General features: G+C 70.4%; 14 protein-coding genes and 1 pseudogene. 8 read left to right on the plus strand and 7 right to left on the minus strand.

What is annotated here, in order from left to right:
- Window positions 1-127: 127 nt before the first annotated feature.
- From AB0M01_RS28565 to AB0M01_RS28575, 3 genes and pseudogenes are all read right to left on the minus strand, one after another.
- Window positions 128-856 carry a DUF427 domain-containing protein gene (locus tag AB0M01_RS28565; RefSeq protein WP_363674824.1) on the minus strand — a complete coding sequence of 243 codons (729 nt, stop codon included), beginning with the start codon at window positions 854-856 and terminating at the stop codon, window positions 128-130.
- A 54-nt stretch (window positions 857-910) separates the two neighbouring features.
- Entirely contained in the window at window positions 911-1,846 is a 936-nt protein-coding gene (locus tag AB0M01_RS28570) for a fibronectin type III domain-containing protein (RefSeq protein WP_363674985.1), read from the minus strand.
- Window positions 1,841-3,043: pseudogene (locus AB0M01_RS28575) on the minus strand (glycoside hydrolase family 27 protein); the annotation flags it as partial. The gene AB0M01_RS28570 and the pseudogene AB0M01_RS28575, both read right to left, overlap by 6 nt.
- Window positions 3,044-3,155: 112 nt before the next feature.
- Between AB0M01_RS28575 and AB0M01_RS28580 the strand changes: the two are divergent.
- Both AB0M01_RS28580 and AB0M01_RS28585 read left to right on the plus strand, forming a co-directional pair.
- The gene (locus AB0M01_RS28580; RefSeq protein WP_363674826.1) at window positions 3,156-3,917 is read left to right on the plus strand and encodes an alpha/beta fold hydrolase; all 762 of its coding nucleotides are present in this window, start codon (window positions 3,156-3,158) and stop codon (window positions 3,915-3,917) included.
- Window positions 3,918-4,080: 163 nt separating this feature from the next.
- Window positions 4,081-5,697, plus strand: coding sequence for a DUF4185 domain-containing protein (locus AB0M01_RS28585; RefSeq protein WP_363674828.1), 1,617 nt, complete (start codon window positions 4,081-4,083; stop codon window positions 5,695-5,697).
- Between the two features lie 48 nt (window positions 5,698-5,745).
- On the opposite strand, the gene AB0M01_RS28590 is transcribed toward AB0M01_RS28585, so the two are convergent.
- On the minus strand, window positions 5,746-7,275 hold the full coding sequence (locus AB0M01_RS28590) for an MFS transporter (protein ID WP_363674830.1): 1,530 nt from the start codon (window positions 7,273-7,275) through the stop codon (window positions 5,746-5,748).
- Window positions 7,276-7,384: 109 nt separating this feature from the next.
- Here AB0M01_RS28590 and AB0M01_RS28595 point away from each other — a divergent pair, with 109 nt between their 5' ends.
- Complete coding sequence (locus AB0M01_RS28595) at window positions 7,385-8,275, plus strand: LysR substrate-binding domain-containing protein (RefSeq protein ID WP_363674832.1); 891 nt, start codon at window positions 7,385-7,387, stop codon at window positions 8,273-8,275.
- Window positions 8,276-8,307: 32 nt separating this feature from the next.
- On the plus strand, window positions 8,308-10,083 hold the full coding sequence (locus AB0M01_RS28600; protein ID WP_363674834.1) for a thiamine pyrophosphate-requiring protein: 1,776 nt from the start codon (window positions 8,308-8,310) through the stop codon (window positions 10,081-10,083).
- Between the two features lie 3 nt (window positions 10,084-10,086).
- Here the strand turns inward: AB0M01_RS28600 and AB0M01_RS28605 are convergent, their stop codons facing one another.
- Complete coding sequence (locus AB0M01_RS28605; protein ID WP_363674836.1) at window positions 10,087-10,896, minus strand: UbiA family prenyltransferase; 810 nt, start codon at window positions 10,894-10,896, stop codon at window positions 10,087-10,089.
- An 18-nt stretch (window positions 10,897-10,914) separates the two neighbouring features.
- On the opposite strand from AB0M01_RS28605, the gene AB0M01_RS28610 reads away from it, so the two are divergent.
- Genes AB0M01_RS28610 through AB0M01_RS28620 form a run of 3 tightly spaced genes read left to right on the plus strand, consistent with a single transcriptional unit; the run spans window position 10,915 to window position 13,594 of the window.
- Window positions 10,915-11,964: a type III polyketide synthase gene (locus AB0M01_RS28610; RefSeq protein WP_363674839.1), complete on the plus strand. Its 1,050-nt coding sequence runs from the start codon at window positions 10,915-10,917 to the stop codon at window positions 11,962-11,964.
- Window positions 11,964-12,521 carry an isoprenylcysteine carboxyl methyltransferase family protein gene (locus AB0M01_RS28615; protein WP_363674841.1) on the plus strand — a complete coding sequence of 186 codons (558 nt, stop codon included), beginning with the start codon at window positions 11,964-11,966 and terminating at the stop codon, window positions 12,519-12,521. Before AB0M01_RS28610 ends, AB0M01_RS28615 begins: the two co-directional genes overlap by 1 nt.
- A complete protein-coding gene (locus AB0M01_RS28620; RefSeq protein ID WP_363674843.1) occupies window positions 12,518-13,594 on the plus strand; it encodes an FAD-dependent monooxygenase in 1,077 nt (358 codons plus the stop codon). Before AB0M01_RS28615 ends, AB0M01_RS28620 begins: the two co-directional genes overlap by 4 nt.
- Window positions 13,595-13,787: 193 nt before the next feature.
- Here the strand turns inward: AB0M01_RS28620 and AB0M01_RS28625 are convergent, their stop codons facing one another.
- Window positions 13,788-15,344 (minus strand): helix-turn-helix domain-containing protein, encoded by a 1,557-nt coding sequence (locus tag AB0M01_RS28625; RefSeq protein ID WP_363674845.1) that lies wholly within the window; start codon window positions 15,342-15,344, stop codon window positions 13,788-13,790.
- A gap of 90 nt (window positions 15,345-15,434) precedes the next feature.
- On the opposite strand from AB0M01_RS28625, the gene AB0M01_RS28630 reads away from it, so the two are divergent.
- Entirely contained in the window at window positions 15,435-16,703 is a 1,269-nt protein-coding gene (locus AB0M01_RS28630; RefSeq protein ID WP_363674847.1) for an FAD-dependent oxidoreductase, read from the plus strand.
- A gap of 816 nt (window positions 16,704-17,519) precedes the next feature.
- On the opposite strand, the gene trxA is transcribed toward AB0M01_RS28630, so the two are convergent.
- A complete protein-coding gene (trxA, locus tag AB0M01_RS28635; protein WP_363674849.1) occupies window positions 17,520-17,909 on the minus strand; it encodes a thioredoxin in 390 nt (129 codons plus the stop codon).
- Window positions 17,910-18,137: the final 228 nt, after the last annotated feature.

Genomic DNA, 18,137 nt, shown 5'->3' on the forward strand with positions numbered 1-18,137 from the left:
CTCGAACCGCTCCATAGCAATCCCGGCGGCGTGCGAACGCACCATGAACAGATGGATTCTCCCCGTCGTCCCGGTGAATTCCATTGGTCGCGAATGCATTCGGTGAACAACTGTTCACTGGGCGGGGTCAGGAGAAGGGTGTCACCGGTCGCTCGTGCGGTACGCCGTCGATGGTGAGGTCCACCTTCTCGTTGAAGAACGCGATGTGGTTGGCGACCGCGAGCAGGGGAGCGGTCGGGAAGTTGTACGACCACGCCAGGTCGTCGTACAGCTGGTCGGTGCGGACGGACCAGTACTGGCTGGTGTGCCCCTTGTACGGGCAGGACGTGCTGGTGCCGGTGGGCTCGAGGTGCTCGAAGGCCACGGCGGTCCGCGGGAAGTAGTAGCGCGGCGGCAGGCCGGTCTCGAAGACGATGACGGTCGAGCTGGAGTCGGCCAGGACGACGCCGTCGAGCGCGACCTGGACGCGCCGGCCGGACTTGATCGCGTCGACCCGGGCGTACGGGTTGCGCGGGTGGACGAAGACCTCCTCGTCCTCCTCGAACCAGGAGTCGACGGCGTCCCACTCGAAACGCACGAGGCCGGCGAGCTCGCCCTCGTCGTGCTGCCAGGCGGTGCCGGTCCCCGCGCGCATCACGCGTGCCTCGCCGTGGTGGAAGGTCCGCGTCTCGCCGGTGTCAGTCAGTACGCCGTCCGCGACGTCGCCGGCCGGTACGTAGTACTGCGGGTACGGCGGGATCTCCCAGACGTAGACCGCGTTCTGCGTGTCCAGCACCACCTCGCCGGCATGCAGCGCGCGGATCCGGCGCGGGACGGGAACGGGTGCGGTCGGGACCATCGGCTCGGGATAGCTCATGGAGCCAGTAAAGAACGGGGGACCGGCCTGCGGAAGGCCGGTCCCCCGGACGGACTAGACGGTGATCCAGTCGATGTCGGCGATGTAGCCGTTCGGGTTGCTGATCTTGAGGGTGTTGGTGCCGGCGCTGAGCTTCACCGGCAGGTAGGTGACCTGCGGTGTTCCCCAGTCGTTGTCGCCGAGGCCGTGGTAGTTCACCCAGTACGAGTCCGCGTCGTTGACGGTCAGCATGCTCTGGCGGCTGGTGTCACCGTCGGTGTAGGCGATCTTCACCAGGTACGTGCCGGTCGCCGGGACGGTGATGCCGTTCAGCGTCACCGACGCGTCGTACCCGATGTTGCCGACCTTCTGGCCGCCGGAGCAGAGCGTGCAGCCGCCGACCCCGGCGTTGCCGGTGAAGGTGCTCGTCGAGGCCTCCGCCTCGTACCGGACCGGGCCGCCGCCGGACTTGGCGGTGAAGAAGGTGATCGGCGCGCTCGCCTCGGAGGACTTGTTGCCCCGCACCGCCTTCACCGTGAAGGTGTAGGAGGTCTGCGGCAACAATCCCTGCACTGTTGCCGACGGCGACGAGCTGGTCGCGACCTGCTTGCCGTTGGCAAACACCTTGTACGCCGACGCGCCGCTGCTCGGCTGCCAGGTCAGCGCGGCCGTCGTACGGCTCACGTCGGTCGCGGTCAGATCAGCCGGGCGGCTCGGACCCGAAGCAGCGTTCGGCACGATCTTGTACAGCTTCGACCCGTGCGCCGGCAGCGTCGCGCTGACCTTGCCGGAGACGTTGCGCGCGGTCCGCGCGGCCCACACGTCGCGGACCGACGCCTTGCCGGACAGCCCGAGCTGGGCGAAGTCGCCGGTCACGGTCGCGGCGGTGTCGGCCAGGTTGAACAGACCGACGGTGACGCTGCCGTCGGGGTTCTTCGCGTACCAGGTCTGCTGCAGCTGGTCCTGGTTCAGCGGCCGGGCCGGTACGCCGGCCTGGTTGATCGCAAGCACCTCGCGGTTGGTGAGCAGCTTCAACCCGTACGCGTCGAGCTTGGTCAGGTCGTCACCGATGAACAGCGGCGCCGCGTTCATCGCCCAGAACGTCAGGTAGCTCTGCCGCTCGACCTCGGTGATGCCGTCCATCTCGCCGTTGCCGACGTTGATCGCGTCCAGGTTGTTCCAGTGCCCCGGGCCGGCGTCGTCGACCTACTGCGGCAGGTCCCACCAGCGGCCGACCAGCGACCCGTTCCAGCGCACGATCGTGTCGCAGTAGCACTCGACGTCGGTGTCGATCCGCCAGCCGTTCGAGTTCGCCTTCCAGGTGTCGGCGTACCGGTGGCTGAGCGACCAGGACAGCGTGTACATCATCGGGCGGCCGGAGTTCTGGACCGCGCGCCACCAGGCCTCGACGTCCTCGGTGTTGTTGTGGTTCGGGTCGTCCGGCGCGCCCTTCCAGGAGCCGGGGCCGACGCCGTCCATCTTGATGAAGTCGACACCCCAGTCGGCGAACAGGTTCGCGATCGAGTCGGCGTACTTCTGCGCGCACGGGCTCGCGTAGTTGATCTTGTACGCCTGGTCCCAGCCGTTCGTCGTCCGCAGGTCGGGGTAGACGATGTCGCGGGTGAAGCAGCCAGGCGCGTTGTAGATCGGGGTGTTGCCCTCGCGGTAGACGTCGAAGCCGAGACCGACCACGGTGTAGATGCCGAACTTGAGCCCGAGCTTGTGGAGGTCCTGGCCGACCGCCTTCATCCCGCGCGGGAAGCGCACGGTGTTCGCGACCGGGCGGCCGTACTCGTCGCCGCCGTTCTGCCAGCCGGCGTCGATGTTGATGTACTCGTAGCCGTACGGCTTGAGCTTGGTCGCCATCGCGTGCGCCTGGGCGAGGATGTTCTTCTCGCTGATGAAGCTGCCCGGGCCGTCCGGGTTCACGCCCGGGTAGTTGGTGGACTGCAGGCTCCAACTGCTCCAGCCGAGGTACGGCTTGGCGGCGACCTGCGGGTGCCTGGCCGGGACGGACCGGGCGGCCGGCGCTTCGAGTGGCGCCTTGCCCTGGAAGGCGGAGTCCGGTTCGACCAGCGACGGCTTCGGCTGGACCGAGCGGGGCGTGGACGCGTCGGCTGGGGCGATCGCCACGGCGGCCGACACCAGGGCGGCAGCTGCGGTGACCACGATCGCGGCACGGCGTTTTCGGCCGGTGGGAAGCGGCATGGGGAGGTTCCTCCGTCTCAGGGCGGGAGCGGGACGAGTGCGGACGAGCCTAGGTGGGATAAATTTACGGGGTCAAGTAACAAGCCCCGATAACTCTGCGTAGGGTTGATTCATGCACCTGTACGCCGAACGCCGGGGCGCCGGCGAGCCGCTGCTGCTGATCATGGGGATGGCCGGGCACCACCGGATCTGGGGCGAGCCGTTCCTGTCCGGCTTGGCCGAGCACTTCGAGGTACTCACCTTCGACCAGCGCGGGATCGGCACCAGCGACCGCGCCGACGGCGAGTTCAGCACCGCCGACCTGGCCGACGACGCCGCCCGCGTGCTCGACGAGGCCGGCTGGGACACCGCGCACGTGTTCGGGATCTCGCTCGGCGGGATGGTCGCCCAGGAGCTCGCGCTGAACCACCGCGACCGGGTCCGGCGGCTGACTCTCGGGTGCACGTCGGCCGGCCTCGGCTCGCGGCCGGAGGAGATCGCGCCCGGCGCCGGGCGGTTGCTGGCGGCGATGCGGTCGGGGCGCGAGGAGGCGGTGCTGCGCACCGGCTTCGAGGTGAACCACTCGGCCGGGTTCGCGGCGGACCCGGCGCACTTCGCGGCGTACGAGGAGGACGCGCTCGCCGTACGGGTCCCGGTGCCGGTGGTCGGGATGCAACTGGCGGCGGCGCAGCGGCACAACGGGGCCGACCGGCTGCCGGCGCTCGACGTACCGGCGCTGGTGATCCACGGGACCGCCGACGAGATGATCTACGCCGCGCAAGGGGAGCGGCTGGCGCAGCTGATCCCGGGCGCGCGGCTCGAGCTGTTCGAGGGCGCCGGGCATCTGTTCTGGCGTGAGCAGCCGGAGCGTGTGATCGAACTGCTGACGAACTGAGTACGGCGAACAACGTGTCGCTGCGCAAGGTCGTCCTCGGCGGCACCACGCACCACCGCACGGGCCTTTCCACCAGAACCGCAGCCCTTGACCGGCCTGGAGGCGCTGGCTACGTTCGAGCAGACCTGGGAAATCGATTTCTCCCGCCGCCCCGGAGGTCATCGTGCGAAAACCCGTCCTGGCCCTGACTGCCGTCGTCCTGCTGTCGACCCTGGCCGCGCCGAGCGCGCCGGCCGGCGTGAGCGCCGCTCCACCGGAGAGCACCTTCTTCTCCACCGTCCACGTCGACGCCGGCGCGACCGTCGGCGCGCCCGCCGTCGGCGACGACCGTGACCACGGCGACCTGTGGCCGAACTGCTGGTCGAACGACGACCACGTCTACACGGCGTACGGCGACGGCGTCGGGTTCGGGACCGTGGGCAGCGACATCGGCGTCGCCCGGATCGCGGGGATGCCCGGCGGCCTGACCGGCACCCAGCTCGCGCTCGGCGACCAGGTCGGCAGGGTCTGGACCGCGAACCACAGCCGCAAACCGACCGGGATGGTCTGCGTCGGCGGCGTGCTCTACCTCGCTGTCCAGGACCTCGCGTTCGACTTCGACGACGCCCCGGCCGCGACGATCGCGAAGTCGGTCGACAAGGGCCGGACCTGGACCTTCGACCGGTCGGCGCCGATGTTCGGCGGGTCGAAGTTCACCACGATCTTCTTCCTGGACTACGGCAAGGACAACGTCAACAGCCCCGACGGGTACGTCTACGCCTACGGGCTGGACAACAACTGGCGCGACTCGTTCTCGAACCGGGTCTCGGACCCGGTCGACCTCTGGCTCGCGCGGGTCCCGGCGGCGAGCGTGCAGAACCGGGCCGCCTGGCAGTTCTACGCCGGTGGCGGCTGGACCTCCGACATCAACGCACGGGTCGCCGTCCTGCATGACGACCGGCACGTCTACCAGAACGTCGGTACGCCGGGACGCGCGCGGAACCTGACCACGCTCAGCCAGGGCGGTGTCGTCTACAACAAGCCGCTCAACCGCTACATCTACACGTCGTGGACGGAGTACACCTTCGAGTTCTACGAGTCGCCGACGCCGTGGGGACCGTGGTCGCGGTTCACCCCGAAGGACTTCGGCGGCTACCCGTGGACGCACGCCAAGCACGGCGGCTACGCGACGACGATCCCGTCGAAGTACATCAGCGCCGACGGCCGCAGCCTGTGGCTGCAGTCGAACGTCTGCCCGTGCGGCGGCGGGATGAACGACCGGTGGGCGTACACGTTCTCGCTGCGCCGGATGTCGCTGACCCCGTCGGTGCCCTCGACGCCGGGCAACGGTCTCGACGCCGGACGCAACCTGTCGCGCGAGGCGGGCACGGTCGCGGTCGAACGGGCCACCCACTTCGGGCAGCTGATCCTTGCCGACGGCAACCGCGCCCAGAACGAGGACGACTGGAACGACGAGCGGAAACCGCTCAGCTGGTGGGGTGTCACCTGGCCGCGTACCTACAACCTCAACCAGGTCGTGTACACCACCGGCAGGATGTTCGGCGACGGCGGCTGGTTCGCCTCGGCTCCCCGGGTGCAGGTCCGGCGCAACGGGGTGTGGACCGACGTGACCGGCCAGACCGTGAGCCCGGCGTACCCGACGAGCTCGGCGGCCGGGACCAACCGGGCCTACACGTTCCGGTTCACCCCGACGCCGGGCGACGGCGTACGGGTGATCGGGGCGCCCGGCGGGACGCAGACGTTCACGTCGATCGCCGAGCTGGAGGCGTACTACCGCTGAGACGCCGAACCGCCGACCAGTCGGCAGCAGACTGGTCGGCGGTTGTCCTCAGCGGTGCAGTGGCTTGCGCCGTGGCCGGGTCACGGTGTGCTGGTCGGTCCGCTGGTACCGGCGGCGGGTCAGCGTAAACGGGCGCGGTTTCGACGGGACGACCGGCTCGGGGCGGGTGAGCTGGATGGGGAGTTGCTCCAGGCCCAACCGGACCGGTGGTTGCCGCCACGGCGAACGGGTGCCGCGGACAACGACCACCCGGAAGCGCCCGGCTCGCGCCAGCTTGATGCCGATGGCAACTGTTGCGGTGGCCGGGATCAGGCCGGCCAGCAGCAGGCTGGTCCGGGCGCCGAAGTGCTCGGCGATCGCGCCGACGGTCGGCCCGCCGATCGCGCCGCCGCCGATGAAGACCAGGTTGTAGATGCCGGCGACCCGGCCGCGCAGGCCGTCCGGCGTGGTCAGCTGCACCATCGACTGCGCCGCGGTGAGGAACATCAGCGTCGCCATGCCGAGCGCGCACAGCAGCGGCAGGAAGGTCCACAGCGACGGCTGCACCGCGGCGATGATCTCGGTCACCGCGAGGATCGACGCGATCCCGACCAGGTTGCGCAGCCGGGTCGGCCGGATCCGGCGCGCCGACAGCAGCGCCCCGGCCAGCGAGCCGACCGCGACGACGGAGTTCAGTACGCCGTACCCGGTGGCGCCGGTCTTGAAGACGACGTCCGCGAACGCGGTCAGAGTCACCGGCAGGCTGATCGTGAACATGCCGAAGATGCCGACCAGCACGATCGCCCAGCGCACGGCCGGCTCGTGGAACGCGTACCGGACGCCGTCGCGCAGGCCGTCCCGGATCCGCATCCCCTCGCTGGCCTTGCGGGCCGCGTGCAGCCCGGGCATCTCGCTCTCGCGCATCATCAGCAGCGCCGAGATCGAGCCGAAGAAGGTGATCGAGTTCAGCGCGAAGGCCCAGCCGGCGCCGACCGTGCCGAGCATCGCGCCGCCCAGCGCCGGACCGATCAGGCCGCCGAGCTGGAAGGTGGACGAGACCATGCTGATCGCGTTGCGCAGCCGCTGCTTGCCGACCAGCTCGTTGACGAAGGACTGGCGGGTGGGGTTGTCGACGGCGGTCGCCAGACCGAGGACGAGTGCGAGCGTGTAGACCTGCCACACCTGCACCTCGCCGGTGAACGCCAGCACCGCCAGGACGGCGGCCAGGCTGCCCATCGTGGTCTGGGTGACGAGCAGGACCTTGCGCTTGGGGAAACGGTCGGCGATCACGCCGCCGTACAGGCCGAGCAGGAGGGTGGGCAGGAACTGCAGCGCGGTGGTGATGCCGACCGCGGTCGCGCTGCCGGTCAGGGTCAGGACGAGCCAGTCCTGCGCGATGCGCTGGACCCACCCGCCGGTCGAGCTGACGAACAGGCCGCTGACGAGGAGCCGGAAGTTGCGGACCTCGAGAGCGCTGAAGGTCTCCCGGAAGCCGGGGCGCCGCTGGGTCGGCGGCAGTTCGCCCGGGGTGGTCCGCGGAGTGGAACGGTGGGTGTGGAAGTCGGGGACGGGAACAGAACCGGTGGCCCGGGTGGTCAAGAGTCAACCCTTTGGAAGTGGACGTGTCAGGGGAGGTCCCCACCATCCTCACCGGTCGAGGGTGGATTCTCGTAGCGAATTAGACCTATTAGTCTTATTACGAGTCGCGATGAGAGGGAAATCGATGGCCTACGACCCGGACCAGCTCCGCACGTTCCTCGCGGTGGCGCAGTCGCTGAGCTTCACCCAGGCCGCCGAACGGCTGGGCATCCGGCAGCCGACGGTGAGCCAGCACATCCGCAAGCTGGAGGCGGCGGTCGGGCGGCCGCTGTTCGTCCGGGACACGCGGACGGTGACGCTGACCGCGGACGGGGAGGCGATGGCTGGCTTCGCGCGGACGATCCTGGCGGCGCACGAGGAAGCGGTCGGGTACTTCACCGGGTCCGAGCTGCGCGGGCGGCTGCGCTTCGGGGTGACGGACGACCTGGCGCTGACGCCGTTGCCGCGGATCCTGCGGGACTTCCGGCAGCTGTACCCGCGGATCGACCTGGAGCTGACCGTCGCGCAGAGCCCGAACCTGCTGCGCCGGGTCGAGTCGGGGCACCTCGACCTCGCGTACGTGAAGCACTCGGTCGGCGCCGCGTCCGAACCCAACGGCCGGCTGGTCCGGCGCGACCCGTTGGTGTGGGCCGGCATCTCCGGGACGCGGATCGCACCTGACGGCCCGGTGCCGCTGGTCGCCTACCAGGCGCCGAGCTTGAGCCGGATGCTGGGCGTGCAGACGCTGGAGAGCGTCGGGCGGCCGTACCGCGTCACCTGCATCGTCCGCGGCGTCAACGGCGTACTGGCTGCGGTGCGGGCCGGGTTGGGGATCGCGATCTTCGCGCACTCGCTGATGCCCGCAGACCTGGTCGAGCCGCCACCGAGCGCGGGCCTGCCCGAGCTGCCGTCCATCGACCTGGTGCTGATCACCAACCCACGCGCCGCGAAAGAGCCGGCCGAGGCGTTGACCGCCGCGATCCTGGGCAGCAACGCGCCTTTGAAGCCGTCGAACGGCTGAATAGCGTTCTGCGCCCGGGGCACCGGGCGCGCATGGCTACCACCGTGGGCGACTACCTGTTGGAACGGCTGCGCGCGTGGGAGGTCGACACCGTCTTCGGCTACCCCGGTGACGGCATCAACGGCCTCCTCGCCGCCTGGACCAGAGCCGACGGCCCCCGTTTCATCCAGGCTCGCCACGAGGAGATGTCCGCCTTCCAAGCGGTCGGCTACGCCAAGTTCACCGGCCGGGTCGGCGTCTGCGTCGCGACCTCCGGGCCGGGCGCGATCCACCTCCTGAACGGCCTGTACGACGCCAAGCTCGACCACGTCCCCGTCGTCGCGATCGTCGGCCAGACCAACCGGACCGCGATGGGCGGCTCGTACCAGCAGGAGGTCGACCTGCACAGCCTGTTCAAGGACGTCGCCAGCGACTTCCTGGAGACCGTGAACGTCCCCGAGCAGCTCCCGAACGTCCTCGACCGTGCGATCCGTACGGCGCTGTCGCGGTCGGCGCCGACCGCGATCATCGTCCCGGCCGACGTCCAGGAACTGGAGTACACCCCGCCCGAGCACGCCTTCAAGATGGTCCCGTCGAGTCTGGGCTTCGAGCCCGCGGTCCAGGCGCCCGATCCGGACGCCGTACGACGAGCCGCCGACCTGCTGAACGCGGGCGAGCGGGTCGCTCTGCTGGTCGGCCAAGGCGCCCGCGGCGCCCGCGCCGAGATCGAGCAGCTCGCCGACCTGCTCGGCGCCGGCGTCGCGAAGGCGCTGCTCGGCAAGGACGTGCTGAGCGATCACCTCCCGTACGTGACCGGCTCGATCGGCCTGCTCGGCACGCGGCCGTCGTACGAGCTGATGACCGGCTGCGACACCCTGCTGACGATCGGCTCCAGCTTCCCGTACTCGCAGTTCCTGCCCGAGTTCGGCCAGGCCAGGGCGGTCCAGATCGACGCCGACGCCGCGATGATCGGGATGCGCTACCCGTACGACGTCAACCTCGTCGGCGACGCCGCCACCACGCTGCGCGCGCTGATCCCGCTGCTCGACCGCAAGGACGACCGCTCCTGGCGTTCCGGCATCGAGGAGGGTGTCGAGCGCTGGTGGAAGGTGATGGTCGGCGCCGCTCATGTCGACGCCGACCCGGTGAACCCGCAGCGGCTGTTCCACGAGTTCTCCGAGCGCCTGCCCGACGACTGCATCGTCGTCGCCGACTCCGGCTCGGCCGCCGACTGGTACGCGCGGCAGCTCCGCTTCACCGGCTCCACCCGCGGCTCGCTGTCGGGCACGCTCGCGACGATGGGCTCGGCGGTGCCGTACGGGATCGGCGCGAAGTTCGCGCACCCCGGGCAGCCGGTGGTCGCGTTCTCCGGCGACGGCGCGATGCAGATGAACGGGCTCGCCGAGCTGATCACGATCAAGCGGTACTGGGACGAGTGGGCCGACCCGCGGCTGGTGATTGCCGTACTGCACAACAACGACCTCAACCAGGTGACCTGGGAGATGCGGTCGTTGCAGGGCGCACCGAAGTTCCCGGACTCGCAGACGCTGCCCGAGGTCGACTACGCCGGGTTCGCGCGGTCTGTCGGGCTGACCGGGATCACGGTCAGGAATCCTGACGAGCTGCCCGCTGCCTGGGACAACGCGCTCGCCGCCGACCGGCCAACCGTGCTCGACGTGTACTGCGATCCCGACGTGCCGCCGATCCCGCCGCACGCGAGCTGGGACCAGATCACGAAGATGACCGAGTCGCTGTGGAAGGGCGACGAGGACCGCTGGGGTGTGCTCAAGGAAGGCGTGAAGACGAAGCTGCAGGAGCTTCGGCCGTGAGCCTCAGAGCGTGTCGCCGCGGATGATCAGGACGACGACGCTGACCACCGCGACGCCGATCGTGACCACGAACGGCGCTTGCTTCCACAGCACGATCACGGCCAGCAGCACCGCGACGACGGCGAGCGCGATCCAGCCGGTGATGCCGACCGGGCCGGCCGGAGCGACCGTCAGCAGGACCGTCGCGGCCGCCAGCGGGAGCGGTGCGAGGAGCCTGGACGCCTGCCCGAGACGCTGCGGCCACCCTCGGACGCCGGTCGCGAGGTCGTCGGCGAGATCCGGTACGACGTTCGCCAGGTGCGCGCCGACGCCGAGCAGCGCGGTCGCCGCCGTCGCCCACCACGGCGCCCGGTCCCCGCTCGTGCCGAGCGTGACGAACGACGGCAGCGCGCCGAACGCCACGGCGTACGGAAGCCAGGAGATCGGCGTCGACTTGAGCCCCAGGTTGTACGCCCAGGCGCACGCGACGAACAGCAGATGCGCGAGCCCGGCGAGGACGCCGTTGGCCAGCGAGACCGGGATCGTGACGACCAGCGCGACCAGCGCGGCGATCCAGAGCGTACGGCGGCCGACGAGTCCCAGGACGACAGGCTTGTCACGCCGGTTCACAATGGAGTCGCGGGTGGCATCTATCGCGTCATTGCTCCAGCCGATCGAGAGGTGGCCGGTGAGGATGGTTGCGGCAACGAGGAGAGATCCGGTGAGGCCGCGGCCCGCGGACCAGGCCACGGCGGTGACCAGCGCGGTGACCGCGACGGTCGGGCCGGGATGGCAGGCCAGCGCCAGACCCTTGACGGCAGCGAGTCGGCTCACCGAAGCAACGATGCCACGATGAGCCGGGTCGCCGCGGTGCAGGCCGCGCTCCCGCCGTACCGGTATCCGCAGGCCGAGCTCACCGAGGCGTTCGCCGACCTCTGCCTGCCCGACGGCAAGGGCCTCGCGCTGCTGCGCCGGCTGCACGCGAACGCGGGGGTGTCGCACCGGCATCTCGCGATTCCGCTGGAGCAGTACGGCGAGCTGAAGGACTTCGGGGCGGCCAACGACGCGTGGATCTCGGCGGCGGTCGATCTTGGCGCCGAGGCGGTTGGTGGTGCGCTCGCGGCCGCTGGGTTGTCGGTGGACGATGTGGATCTGCTGATGTTCACGACGGTGACGGGTGTCGCGGCGCCATCGATCGATGCGCGGGTGGCGGTGCGGCTGGGGTTGCGGGAGGACGTGAAGCGGCTGCCGCTGTTCGGGCTGGGGTGTGTTGGGGGAGCGGCGGGGATCGCTCGGCTGCACGACTATCTCTCGGCGTGGCCCGGGCATGTCGCCGTGCTGCTGTCGGTGGAGCTGTGCTCGCTGACGTTGCAGCGGGATGATTCGTCGTTGCCGAATCTGGTGGGCGGGGCGTTGTTCGGGGATGGTGCCGCGGCGGTGGTGATGGTCGGTGACGAGGTGGCGGTTGGCCGAGGTAAGCCATCAGTAGTTGCCACCCGCAGCCGGCTGTACCCCGACTCCGAGCGCGTGATGGGCTGGGACGTCGGCTCCGGCGGCTTCCGGATCGTGCTCGGGGCCGACGTACCGGAAGTGGTCCGCCAGTACCTCGGCGGCGACGTCCGCGACTTCCTCGCCTCGCACGGGCTGACCGTCCCGGAGATCAGCACCTGGGTGAGTCACCCCGGCGGCCCGAAGGTGCTCGAGGCCGTCGCCGAGACCCTCGACCTGCGACCCGGCGCGCTCGACCTGACCTGGAAGTCGCTGGATGCGGTCGGCAACCTGTCGTCGTCCTCGGTGCTGCACGTGCTCGGTGACACCATGACGCTGGATCCTGCTGGTCCCGGGGTGTTGCTCGCGATGGGCCCGGGATTTTGTTCCGAGCTCGTCCTGATGGAGTGGTGATGGACACGTCGTTGTGGTGGTACGCCGTACTGGTGCTCCTGGTCGGCCTGGAGCGCGTCGCCGAGCTGGTGGTCTCGCTCCGCAACGCCAAGTGGAGCTTCGCGCAGGGCGGCGTGGAGTCCGGCAAGGGCCACTACCCGTTCATGGTCGTGCTGCACACCGGGCTGCTGGCCGGGTGCCTGGTGGAGGCGATCGCCGCCGACCGCCCGTTCATCCCGGCGCTCGGCTGGGTGATGCTGGCCGTGGTGCTGCTCGCGCAGGGCCTGCGGTGGTGGTGCATCAGCGTGCTCGGCCGCCAGTGGAACACCCGTGTGATCGTCGTGCCCGGCCTGTCGTTGGTTGCTCGCGGCCCCTACAAGTTGGTGCGGCACCCGAACTACGTCGCGGTGGTGCTGGAGGGCATCGCGCTTCCGCTGGTCCACACGGCGTGGGTCACCGCGGTGGTCTTCACCGCCCTCAACCTCCCGCTGCTCGCCGTGCGCATCCGTGCGGAAGAAACAGCCCTGGACACGGCGCTCACGAGGGCCGGGTCGTCCGGAACGCCGCCCCCGGCGTGATCGACCTCCTCGTCGTCGGCTGCGGCCCCGCCGGCGCCGCCACAGCGATCCGTGCGGCGCTGGCCGGCCTCGAAGTCGTCGTCCTCGAACCCCGCGAGGCTCCCATCGACAAGGCCTGCGGCGAAGGCATCGCCCACTCGGCTGCGGCCTACCTGAACCGCCTCGGCGTACACCTCGAAGGTCGCCCCTTCCACGGCATCCGCTACCTCGACGCCACCCACTCCGTCGACGCCCACTTCCGCGCGGGCCCCGGTCTGGGCGTCCGCCGTACGGCGCTGCAGCAATCTCTTCGCTCCCGCCTCGACGCCCTCGGCGTCCCGGTCATTCGCACCCGCGTCGACGCCATCACCCAAACCCCGACGTCGGTCACCACCGCCGGCCACACCGCCCGCTACCTGGCCGCAGCCGACGGCCTCCACTCACCCATACGCCGCCAGTTGGGGCTGGGAGCAGACGGCCCCCTCGCCAGCTCCGCCTCCCGCCTCCTTCTCTCTCCCCGCCCCGCGGGGGCGGGCGGCGCGGGTGCAGTCCGCCGGGGCCTACGGCAACATTTCGCCATCCGCCCCTGGACCGATCTCGTCGAGGTCCACTGGTCCCCCCTCGGCGAGGCCTACGTCACCCCCGTCGCCGACGACCTGATCGGCGTCGCCGTGCTCACCTCCGCCCGCGGCTCCTTCGACGAGCACCTCCGCGCCTTCCCCCGCCTCCGCGCCCGCCTGACCGACGCGGCCCCCGCCTCCGCCGTACTGGGCGCCGGGCCACTCCGTCAGCGAGTACGACGCCGCGTCGCGCATCGCGTCCTCCTGGTCGGCGACGCCGCCGGCTACGTCGACGCCCTGACCGGCGAAGGCATCGCCGTCGCCCTCCGCACCTCGGCCGAGCTCGTCGACTGCGTCCTCGCCGACGACCCGCAGACCTACGAGCAGGCCTGGCGCAGAGTCTCCCGCGAGTGCCGCGCGCTCACCGCGTCGTTGCTCTGGGCCCGCAACCGGTCGTTGCTCGCTCCCCGCATCGTCCCCGCGGCCGCCGCCCTGCCAGGCGTGTACGGCGCGATCGTCAACCGGCTGGCATGACAAGGGCCCGGCGATCGCTCAGGCAGTCGCCGGGCCCACTTGGCTCGAGCTCCCTGGTGAAGAGCTCGAACCGGTCGGCTCAGCTCCCTGGTGAAGAGCTGAGACGTCTTGGTGAGAAGTACTTTTCCACTCCGATGTTGCTCGTCGATTGCCGGAATGTGAAGCCTTGTTACGTCGCCCTGTGGCGAACGTCTCAGTGCTCGGTGCGCACCGACGCGATCTGCAGCTGCAGCGCGAGTCGTTCGCGCGGGTCGGTGAGGTCGAGCTTGGCGATCTCCCCGATCCGTTTCATCCGGTGCCGCAACGTGTTCGTGTGCAGGTGCAGGTCTTTCGCGGCCTGCTGCGGCTGACCGGGATGATTGAGCCACGCCTCCAACGTGTCCACGAACGCCGTGTCGTTCTCGATGTCGTGCCGCAGCAGCGTCGCCAGCGGCCCGTCCATCTTCGTGGTGTCGAGCGAGGTGACCGCGCGGTGCACAGTCAGCACGTGCCAGGCCTGCTCGACGCGTAACGCCGGCCCGCGCGCGACACCACGGCGTACGAGGTTGAGCAGCTCCACCGCTTCGGCGCGGGAGCTGGGCAGGTCAGCGGGGTAGCGGGCGCGGCCACCGGCTGCGGCCGCCGTACCGGGGTTGTCCTTGGCCTGGTCGCCAACCAGCTTGCGCAGCCAGCGCCAGGAACCTGGCACAGGTTCGCCATCTGACACCACAGCGAACACAGTCCCGTCCAGGTCAGCCAGCAGCGGCTCGCTCCAGCCGTGCCTGCGCCCCAGCGACTCCCACAGGTCCAGCTGCTGCGGTACGTCGTACCCGTCGGGGGAGTTGAGCGCGACAACCCGCCAGGGCGGTGAGGGCAGCCGCACCTCCACCGGCGCCTCAGGAGAGAACTGCCGCAGCACAGTACGCAGCCGGTCGATCGCCGACCGCCTGGCGACGTCCGCCTGCGCCCTCAGCCGCAGCAGGTGCAGAGCCAGCACCGACGCGGCGTTGCTGAGCTCCTCAGTGACCTCCTGGCTCACCGGCCCGTCCACTACCGCCCAGATCGACCCCAGCCACTCACCACCAGCCCTGACCGGTACGACGAGCCGCGGGCGGATGCCGTTCGGCCCGTCGGGCACCAGAAACGGCTCGCTGGACCTGGCGAGCCGCCGGAAGATCCCCCGGGCCCGGAAGTGCGCGATGACCTCAGCAGGCACCCGGCGACCGACGATGGTCGACACCCGCGTCGGGTCGGTGTCGGACAGGTCCTGCTGGGAGGAGTACGCCAGCACGCGCGACTGGTTGTCCTCGATCGTCACCGGCGCGCTCACGATGGCTGCAGCCGCATCTGCCAGCGCAAACAGCTCCTGGTGGACCCCTGCGTCGCCGGCAGCGGGGGAGTCGGGTGCAGCGGCCCGGTCGATGACACCGCGCAGCAGCCAGACCACGTGTGCCCAGGTCACGGTCGGCTGCAGTGAGATGAGTGTGAGTAACCAGCGCTCCGCCGTAGCCACTACAGCCGGCTCCTGCGCCAGCCCGGTCCGCAGTACGACGCCAGACGCGTTGCCGGCCGCGCAGCGCTCCAGGAGCTCGACCGCCTCCTCAGCGTTGCGCAGGCCGAGCCCGAGGACCAGGTCACCCGGCCCGCCGGTGGCCGGCTCCTGCGGATCGGCGAGGAAAACGTCCCGCACCTCGTCGTCGCCGTGACCGGCGACGACGATCTCGAACAGGGCTGGGCCGACGGCAACGACCAGGTCAGGCGCGGTGATCATGAGGTTATTGTGCTCTGCGCACTGTCATTTGCTCCAGCAGTGGTGCGATCGCACCATGACAGCGGTCTGGGAGCGGCGCACCATCGATACATGGTCGCTGCTGGTTCAACCACTCACATCGTCCCCGACCGGGTCGCCGTTGTCGGCGCCGGGATGGTCGGCCTCGCCACTGCCTGGTTCCTCCAGGAGCGGGACATCGAGGTCACCGTGTACGACCGCGAAGGCGTCGCCGCCGGAGCGTCGTGGGGCAACGCGGGCTGGCTCACCCCGGGTCTCGCGACCCCGCTTCCGGAGCCCGCGGTGCTCAAGTACGGCGTACGGGCCGTGCTCAGCCCGTCCTCGCCGGTCTACGTCCCGCCGACCGCGAGCCCGCGGCTGCTGTCCTTCCTGACCCGGTTCGCGCGGAACAGCACCGCTGGGCGCTGGAAGACGGCGATGGACTCGCTGGTCCCGATCAACCGGCAGGCGCTGAGCGCGTTCGACCTGCTGGCCAAGGCCGGGGTCGAGGCCGAGACGTACGAGGCGAAGTCGTTCCTGGCGGCGTACCGGACCACTGAAGAGCGGTCGGTGCTGCTGGAGGAGATCGAGCAGATCCACGCCGCCGGCCAGGGCATCGAGTTCGAGGCGATCACCGGCGACGACGCCCGTGAGATCGAGCCTTCGCTGTCCGACGAGATCGGTGCGGCGATCCGCCTGCACGGGCAGCGCTTCATCAACCCCGGCGACTACGTGCACCTGCTGGCCGAGTCGGTCGTCGCCCGCGGCGGCCGGATCCTCACCGGCGCGAACGTCGCCGACATCGTCGACGGGATCCGCGACACCCGCGTGGTCACCGCCGACGGCGACAGCCGGACCTACGACGCGGTCGTGATGGCGACCGGCGCGTGGATGGGCGACCTGGCCCGGCGGTTCGGCGTCAAGACCGTCGTCCAGGCCGGGCGTGGGTACTCGTTCAGTGTCCCGATCGAGCACGTCCCGGCCGGCCCGGTCTACTTCCCGGCGCAGCGGATCGCCTGCACGCCGCTGGGCGACCGGCTGCGCGTCGCCGGGATGATGGAGTTCCGCAAGCCGGACGCGAAGCTCGACCCGCGCCGGATCGACGCGATCGTCGAGGCCGCCCGTCCGCTGCTGCGCGACGCCGACCTGGACGCCCGCACCGACGAGTGGGTCGGCCCGAGGCCCTGTACGCCGGACGGTCTGCCGCTGATCGGCGCCACCTCGTCCCCGCGGGTCTTCGCCGCCGGCGGGCACGGGATGTGGGGCATCACCCTCGGCCCGGTCACCGGCCAGCTCCTCGCCGAGACCATCACCACGGGCCGCCGCCCCTCGGAGCTCGCGCCGTTCGACCCACTCCGCTGACTTCGCGCGGCGGATCGCACCCAGCGACCCGCCGCCCTCCCGGGACCGTGGCGACACCTCACCGCCACGACCCCACCCGGCCGGCCAGAGTTCTCTGCCCCGGCCCCACCCGCCTCCAGCGCGGGCGCCGTACCCGCTCATCTCCTCGAGCGGCGCAGGACCCCCGGACCACCTCAGACCCGGGGCGCACCACACTCCCGACACCTCAACGGGAGGCACCACCCCACCGGACCCTCGGTGGGTGCACCACTCCCCGTCCCTGCGCGGGAGGCACCACCCGTTCAGCAGCGAGCGGGAGCACCACCGCTCAACTCAACAGTGGACAAGTTCAGCACCACCGTTCACCCACGAATGAGCGGACAGCACCACGCCCGTCCCTGCACGGGCAGGACCACCGCTCGCGCCTGGAGCGGACGCAGGACCCGCTCGCGCCTGGAGCGGCAGCACGACGCAAGACCCGCTCCCTGCGAGCGGCAGCACCACCCCGTTCGCGCCTGGAACGGGCAGCACGGAGTCCGCCATGCGGGGCGGACCAGCACCACGGGGCGGCCACAGCCACCCCGGCACCACCCGCTCGACCCTGAGCGGCCAACCCGCCCCTTCCGGGACGGAGACGCACCACCCGCCACCCCTGTGGCGGCAGCACCACCGACCGGGCATCCCCGAGACCGGTCCGAGAGCGTGGTTCCCACCAGCACCTGGGAACCACGCTCTCGTCGTACCACCCCGGCGTCCTCAGACCCCGCCGGGACAGCGAAAGGCCCTGGAACCGCCTCTCGGCGGCTCCAGGGCCTTTTGTGTACTGCGTGTACTGCGTCAGTGCGTGTGCGGCTCCGTGCCGTGCTCGGCCTCGTGGGCCGCGATCTGGGCGCGGACCTCGTCCATGTCGACCGCGCGGAGCTGGCTGATCAGGTCCTCCAGCGCCGGGGCCGGGAGCGCGCCCGGCTGGGAGTACAGGACGACGCCGTCGCGGACCGCCATCAGGGTCGGGATCGACCGGATCTCGAACGCCTGCGCCAGCTCCGTCTGCGCCTCGGTGTCCACCTTGCCGAAGGTGATGTCCGAGTGCTCCTCCGAGGACTTCTCGAACACCGGCCCGAACATCTTGCACGGACCGCACCACTCGGCCCAGAAGTCCACCAGGACGAGCCCGTCGGAACCGACGACCTCGTCGAAGTTCTGCTGGGAAAGCTCGACCGTTGCCACTACGACCTCCGAAAGATTGGGGAATTCGTGCTGTTCAACACCGCGGGTGCCGCCGGTGTTCCCAGCGGCGCCGGACGGCCGGCGAGCACGGTCCCACCATCACACATCGCACCCCGCCGGGCACACTCCGCACCGGTCACCGATCCGACCGGTTGACCCGTCCAATCGGTTGCCTGAACCGAACAACTGATTCACGTCCGGCAAGACACCGGACTGGAACCACCCGTC

This window comes from Kribbella sp. NPDC051770, assembly GCF_040681455.1.
GTDB lineage: Bacteria > Actinomycetota > Actinomycetes > Propionibacteriales > Kribbellaceae > Kribbella.